This is a genomic window from Mesorhizobium sp. M4B.F.Ca.ET.089.01.1.1 (assembly GCF_004022605.1).
Taxonomy (GTDB): domain Bacteria; phylum Pseudomonadota; class Alphaproteobacteria; order Rhizobiales; family Rhizobiaceae; genus Mesorhizobium; species Mesorhizobium abyssinicae.
In genome coordinates, this window is sequence record NZ_RZOS01000382.1 from 1 (window position 1) to 5,638 (window position 5,638).

Annotated in this window: 8 protein-coding genes and 1 pseudogene; 6 read left to right on the top strand and 3 right to left on the bottom strand. The window is 65.8% G+C overall.

Features of this window, described 5'->3' with window-relative positions; translation table 11 throughout:
• Together EN780_RS26295 and EN780_RS26300 are read left to right on the top strand one after the other, a co-directional pair.
• Positions 1-220 (top strand): annotated as a pseudogene (locus EN780_RS26295) (EAL domain-containing protein); the annotation flags it as partial.
• A 75-nt stretch (positions 221-295) separates the two neighbouring features.
• Positions 296-904, top strand: a complete 609-nt coding sequence (locus tag EN780_RS26300) for a glutathione S-transferase family protein (protein ID WP_127285915.1) — start codon at positions 296-298, stop codon at positions 902-904.
• A gap of 541 nt (positions 905-1,445) precedes the next feature.
• On the opposite strand, the gene EN780_RS26305 is transcribed toward EN780_RS26300, so the two are convergent.
• Positions 1,446-1,658 (bottom strand): cold-shock protein, encoded by a 213-nt coding sequence (locus EN780_RS26305; protein WP_006202464.1) that lies wholly within the window; start codon positions 1,656-1,658, stop codon positions 1,446-1,448.
• 290 nt (positions 1,659-1,948) lie between these two features.
• On the opposite strand from EN780_RS26305, the gene EN780_RS26310 reads away from it, so the two are divergent.
• Positions 1,949-2,278 carry a hypothetical protein gene (locus EN780_RS26310; protein WP_127285917.1) on the top strand — a complete coding sequence of 110 codons (330 nt, stop codon included), beginning with the start codon at positions 1,949-1,951 and terminating at the stop codon, positions 2,276-2,278.
• A 41-nt stretch (positions 2,279-2,319) separates the two neighbouring features.
• Here the strand turns inward: EN780_RS26310 and EN780_RS26315 are convergent, their stop codons facing one another.
• Positions 2,320-2,889, bottom strand: coding sequence for a methylated-DNA--[protein]-cysteine S-methyltransferase (locus EN780_RS26315; protein WP_128275750.1), 570 nt, complete (start codon positions 2,887-2,889; stop codon positions 2,320-2,322).
• Positions 2,890-3,064: 175 nt separating this feature from the next.
• Here EN780_RS26315 and EN780_RS26320 point away from each other — a divergent pair, with 175 nt between their 5' ends.
• Together EN780_RS26320 and EN780_RS26325 are read left to right on the top strand one after the other, a co-directional pair.
• Positions 3,065-3,985 (top strand): lytic transglycosylase domain-containing protein, encoded by a 921-nt coding sequence (locus EN780_RS26320; RefSeq protein ID WP_128275751.1) that lies wholly within the window; start codon positions 3,065-3,067, stop codon positions 3,983-3,985.
• A 5-nt stretch (positions 3,986-3,990) separates the two neighbouring features.
• Complete coding sequence (locus tag EN780_RS26325) at positions 3,991-4,473, top strand: GNAT family N-acetyltransferase (protein ID WP_128275752.1); 483 nt, start codon at positions 3,991-3,993, stop codon at positions 4,471-4,473.
• Positions 4,474-4,728: 255 nt separating this feature from the next.
• Here EN780_RS26325 and EN780_RS26330 read toward each other — a convergent pair whose 3' ends face one another.
• On the bottom strand, positions 4,729-5,070 hold the full coding sequence (locus EN780_RS26330; protein WP_128275753.1) for a hypothetical protein: 342 nt from the start codon (positions 5,068-5,070) through the stop codon (positions 4,729-4,731).
• 130 nt (positions 5,071-5,200) lie between these two features.
• On the opposite strand from EN780_RS26330, the gene EN780_RS26335 reads away from it, so the two are divergent.
• The coding region (locus EN780_RS26335) for a DUF4142 domain-containing protein (protein ID WP_133372724.1) at positions 5,201-5,638 on the top strand (438 nt) is incomplete at its 3' end.

The following is a 5,638-nucleotide window of genomic DNA, read 5'->3' on the forward strand; positions in this document are numbered from 1 at the left end:
GGTCTCGACCCTGCACGACCGCGGCGCCAAGGTGCTGGTCGAGGGCATCGAGCAGGCCGTGCATCTTCGCGTCGCGCTCGATGGCGGCGTCGACTTCTTGCAGGGCTATCATCTCGCCCGCCCGGCGCTAGCCGGCACGATCTTCAACGAGGAGCCGCTGTCGATCGAGGCGCTGCTCGGCGCCGAAAGCAAGGTCGTGCCGTTGCATCAGCGGCGCTGATGTTCAGGCCAAAACAAATCACTGGATGAGGCGGCTTCCGCCGCGCGATATTGCCGCGAGCCGGAAGGAGACCCGATGATACTCTACAGCATGATCGACAGCGGCAATTGCTACAAGCCGCGCCTGTTGATGGCCAAGCTCGGCATTGCCTTCACCAATGTCGAGGTGAGCTCGCATACCGGCGACACCCGCAAGGCCGATTTCGTCGCCAAGAATCCCAACGCCATGGTGCCGCTGCTCGAGCTCGACGACGGTAGGCGGATCGCCGAATCCAACGCCATCCTGCTCTATCTCGCCGAGGGCACGCGCTTCCTGCCGGCCGACCGCTACCAGCGGGCGCTCGCCTATCAGTGGCTGTTCTTCGAGCAGTACAGCCACGAGCCCTACATCGCCGTGCGCAAGGCGCTGCTCACCTTTCCCGAGCGCGCCAGGGACGCGACGCCGGAACGGCTGGCATCGACGCTGGAGCGCGGCAACAAGGCGCTCGGCGTGATGAACAGGCATCTGGAAGCCAACGCCTTCTTCGCCGGCGATGCATACAGCGTCGCCGATATCGCGCTCTATGCCTATACGCATACCGCCGAGAAGGGCGGCTTCCAGCTCGACGCCTATCCTGCGGTTGCCGCATGGCTGAAGCGGGTCGAAGCGGACAAGGGGCACGTGCCGCTGGCGTGGCTGCCTTAGTTTCGTCCTCACGCCGTCGCCGCTTCGCGGCTGCTCCGGACGGGGCGCGCCAACAGGCGCGACGCCCAGTCGGGCTTGCGGCCTTCGGCCGATGGTGCATGTCCTATGTGACGGTGGCGATTGGCGAAAGCTTCAGCGAAGGCGTCCTTCTCCCCGTTCACGGGGAGAAGATGGCGGCAGCCAGATGAGGGGCGGCGCCAACTTTTGTGTTTGAATTGCTGTGCTGCTGCGCCAAGGAAGCGAATTCCGCAGCGTCGCGCCGCCCCTCATCGCCCTGCCGGGCACTTCTCCCCGTGAACGGGGAGAAGGATGCAGCTTCGGCGTTTCGCCAGTCTTCTGAACTGCGGGCAAATAAAAAGGCGGGATAAATCCCGCCTTCCCATTCCGGTAGCCTGATCGGGACCGTACGGCCGGGCTGGCAGCTATCTGCTGTTCCAGCTTGTCGGGTCTTTCCGCTCCGGCGCGCTTCTCGCGCGACCGTCAGTACATCCGTGACTTGCCGCGCGCCCCGAACCTTCGTCCGGCGCGCGCTGTTGCTAAATCAGGCTGCCTTGCTCAGAGACCCAGCAGCGGACTTGCCGGTGCGGCGGTCCTGCTCGATCTCGAAGTTGATCTTCTGGCCTTCAACGAGGGTCGACAGGCCAGCGCGCTCGACAGCGGAGATGTGGACGAAAACGTCCGCGCCGCCCGCGTCGGGCTGGATGAAGCCGAAGCCCTTGGTGGCGTTGAACCACTTGACCGTACCAGTTGCCATTCGAAGTATCCTTCACATTTGCTTTAGTTTGACCGGACCAGGTCCAGCCGGTGGTATCGAAATTTTGGAGATAGACGTCAGCAAACGCGAAGATCGCGAGGCCCGATCGATCGGCCGAAATATCAATGCGATGCATATAGGCGGATTTTGCGTTGAAAACAAGACTGTGTGAGAAAGCCATGATTGCGCTGTCGCCCAACGGCCGCCCCAATCGCGTGAAAAATTCGCTTCTGGCGTGCGCCGCGAGGGAGGAACGAGCAGGTCTCGGGCGCAGGGTTTGGGAGAGGATCATGAAGACCATACTGCTTGCCGCCTTGATGACTCTGGTGGCCGCCGAGGCGCAGGCGATCTCGCGCTACGACCCGACCCGCATGAGCTGCGACAGGGTGCAGGCGACCATCGCGCGCCAGGGCGCGGTCATCCTGCGCTACCAGTCGACGCGCGTGCCGGGGCTGCCGCTCTATGACCGCTACGTCAGGGACGAGCGCTTCTGCGACCTGGGCGAGGTGAGGAAGCGCGCCTACGTGCCCAGCGCCGATGCGAAATCCTGCCCGGTCTTCGTCTGCAAGCGGCCGGACTTCGATCGGCGGTTCCGTCGCCGTTTCCTGCAATCGGACTGAGGTCCGGCGACATTCAGGCAAGGCTGGCCTGCAGGCCGGGTTCAAAAGCCGAACGAGACCTGCGCCGAGGGCGGCGGGCCGAGACGCACGCCTTCCATGGCCAGCATCTTTTCCTTGGTGGTCGAGCCGCCCGGCGCCGAGAAGCCGCCGATCTTGCCGCCGGCGGCAAGGATGCGGTGGCACGGGATGACCAGCGGCACCGGGTTGGCGCCAAGCGCCGCCCCGGTTTCGCGAGCCAGCCCTTGATGGCCGGCGCGCGTCGCCAGCTCGCCATAGGTGGTGGTCTCGCCGAAGCCGAGCTTGCGCGCCGCGTCATAGATGGCGAGGCGGAAATCGTCGACGCCGGCAAGATCGACCGGCACGCCGGAGAAATCGACGTCCTCGCCGGCGGCATAGGCCTTGATCGAGGCGATCAGGTCCACCACCCATTTCGGCTGCTCGGTGGAGCGGGAAACGCCGCCATGGCGGAACAACCGGCGCTCGACCGCCTCGCGGCTGCGTTCGGGCAGGCAGAGCCGGATCAGGCCTTTCTCGCTCCAGGCGATGCCCATGAAGCCGATCACTGTTTCTAACACTGCGTGGCCGGCCGTGATCGCTTGCGTGGTTTCCATGACGTGTTCCTTTCCGCAAACGGCGAAAAACGGGGACATGAACGGTACAGATAGGGAACAATATCGCAGTTTGCACCGGCTCCCGCCACCCGAAAACCGCCGGATGGCCCAGATTGCCCACGAAGAATCGCTGGTGTAAGGACTTCTTAACAACCGACAATCGGACCTGCAGGGCTTGGCAACCAAAATCATCCTCACCGCGATCGGCGTGCTCGTGGGCGCGGCTGGCCTGAGCGGTTGCACCTCGACCTCGCAGATGAAGGCCGCGCCTGCCCTGGCGGCGGCCGCGACCCCTGCCGCCGAGGACGACACGCCGACCGTCGCGCTGCCGGAAACGGGGGCGGTGCTGCCCGAGCCCTCCGGCCTTGTTCCGGTGCAGGTGGCGGCGCTGCCCGCCGATGCGAACCTGGCAACGCCGGGCATGGCGACGCCGGGCGAGCCCTTGCCGCCGCCGGCCCAGCCAGCCGCTTTCGCCGGATCGACGCCGCTTGCCGCGCAGCCGGCCGTGATGGCCGGCACCTCGCCGCTCAGCCCGGGATCGATCAAGCAGGCGCCGGCCTATGCAACGGCCGCGATGGCCATGCCCGTCACCGGCCAGGCGGTGAAGGCGGCAACGATGCCCGGCGTCCAGCAGGTCGCCTATGTCGTGCCGCAGAACCCGGCGCTGCTAGCGCCGCCAGGCGAGCCCGAGCCGCACGCCACCGGGCCACGCGCCGAGATCGAGCGGCTGATCGAAAAATATTCCGCGCTCTACGAGGTGCCCATCGATCTCGTGCGCCATGTCGTCAACCGCGAGAGCACCTTCAACCCGAAAGCCTACAATCACGGCCATTGGGGGCTGATGCAGATCAAGCACGCGACGGCGCGCGGCATGGGCTATGACGGGCCGGCGAGCGGCCTGTTCGACGCCGAGACCAATCTCAAATATGCGGTCAAATATTTGCGCGGCGCCTGGCTGGTGTCGGGGGGCGATGAAAAGCGCGCCGACCGGCTCTACCAGAGCGGCTATTACTACGACGCCAAGCGCAGGGGCATGCTGGAAGCGACCGGCCTCGGTGTCGACCGTGCGCGGCGCCGCCTGCAGCCCGACGCCTGAGCGCGATGCCGCGTCCGCCGGCGCCTGACGACATCCGGCTGCGCAAGACCCTCGACGACGATCTGCCGCCGCCGCACTGGCCGGAAGGCTTTGTCATGCGCGGCTTCGAGCCCGCAGATGCGCGGCCCCTGCATGCGCTGCTCACCGAAGTGTTCGACGACGGCACGGACGGGCCGTTCGACGAATGGTGGCCGCGCATCTCCGGCGACGCCGAGTTCGATCCGGCTCTCTGCTTCCTGGTCATCGACGCCAGAGGCCTGCTGGCGGGAGCAGCCCTTTGCTGGGCGACGGCTTTCGTCAAGGATCTCGCCGTCCATCCGCAAGCGCGCGGCCGCGGCATCGGCGAGGCGCTGATGCGGCACGCCTTCATCGCCTTCCGCGAGCGGGGCGCGGCCCATGTCGATCTCAAGACCAACACGGTAGAGAACGCCGCCGCCCTCCGGCTCTACGAGCGGCTGGGCATGATGCCGGTCGACTGGGAAGGGTAGGGTGCTGCTTCCAGGCGGCCCGTCACGCTTTGCACCGGGAAACGGGACAGTTTGTGAACCGCTTCACATAAGCCGCCGCGCGCAAATGCTAACCCTGCGTCATGCCGCGCACCGATCGGGGGGTCGACAGTTTCGCGCGGCATCGGAGCGGTTGCGCCGGCATGTGTCAGCCACTCCACGGCGGGTCCCGAGGCGGGTTCGGGGCCCGCTTCGCCATGTCTTCCTTTCGCCATGTCTTCCTTCAGCTATCCCTGGTCAGATATCCGGCGCGTTGCCGATCCTGCGCTTGATCTCGAGCGCCCAGGCGCGGCCCTCGTCGCCGCCCCATAACAGCCAGGCAATGTAGCCCGCAGACGGATTTTGCTCATTGCCGTAATTCTTGCCGCGCTTGTCGACCTCGTGGCGGGCGAAATAGCTGACCATGCGCCGGATCGTCGACGGCGACAGTTTCTCCCGGTTCTTCAGTTCCGTGGCCCGCGCCACGCCGATCTCGGTGCCGCCGCGGCCGAACTGCTTGCGCAGCCTGAGACCCTTGGCGGCGTTGTCGGCGACAATTTCAGGGCAGCGGAGGTCGATCTCGTCGGGCACTGTCTTCATTCCAGTCTGGCAGCCAGGCAGGACAAGCATGCAGGAGATCTGGGTCGGTGTGCAGGCTAATTCAACGCAACCCCGCCGCCGATGCCGCGTTGGAAATGCCGGAGGGACCGTTCCGGATCGGAGACATCAGATGAAAACCCTTCTGACCGCGACCGTCGCAGCCCTGCTGGCCGGCGCGCCGGCCGCTCTGGCGCAATCGACGAACCAGGTCGCGCCCATGCTTGCCGACAGCAAGATCGACACGCCGACCTTCGTCACCACCGTGCCCAACGCCAACGAATTCGAGATCCAGTCGAGCAGGCTGGCCGAGGAGAAGGCCTCCTCCGACGACATCAGGGCCTTCGCCAGAGAGATGATCGCCGACCACACCAAGGCGGGCGAGGATTTCAAGGCGGCGCTGAGCCAGGGCCAGACCACCGCCTCGATCAAGCCCGCCGGGCCCGCGCTGCAGCCCAAGGAGCAGCAGCTGCTGGACGAACTCAAGCGCGCCAGCGGCAAGGCATTCGACCAAGCATACATCAAGATGCAGACCGACGCGCACCGGCAAGCCGTCGCCTTGTTCAGCACC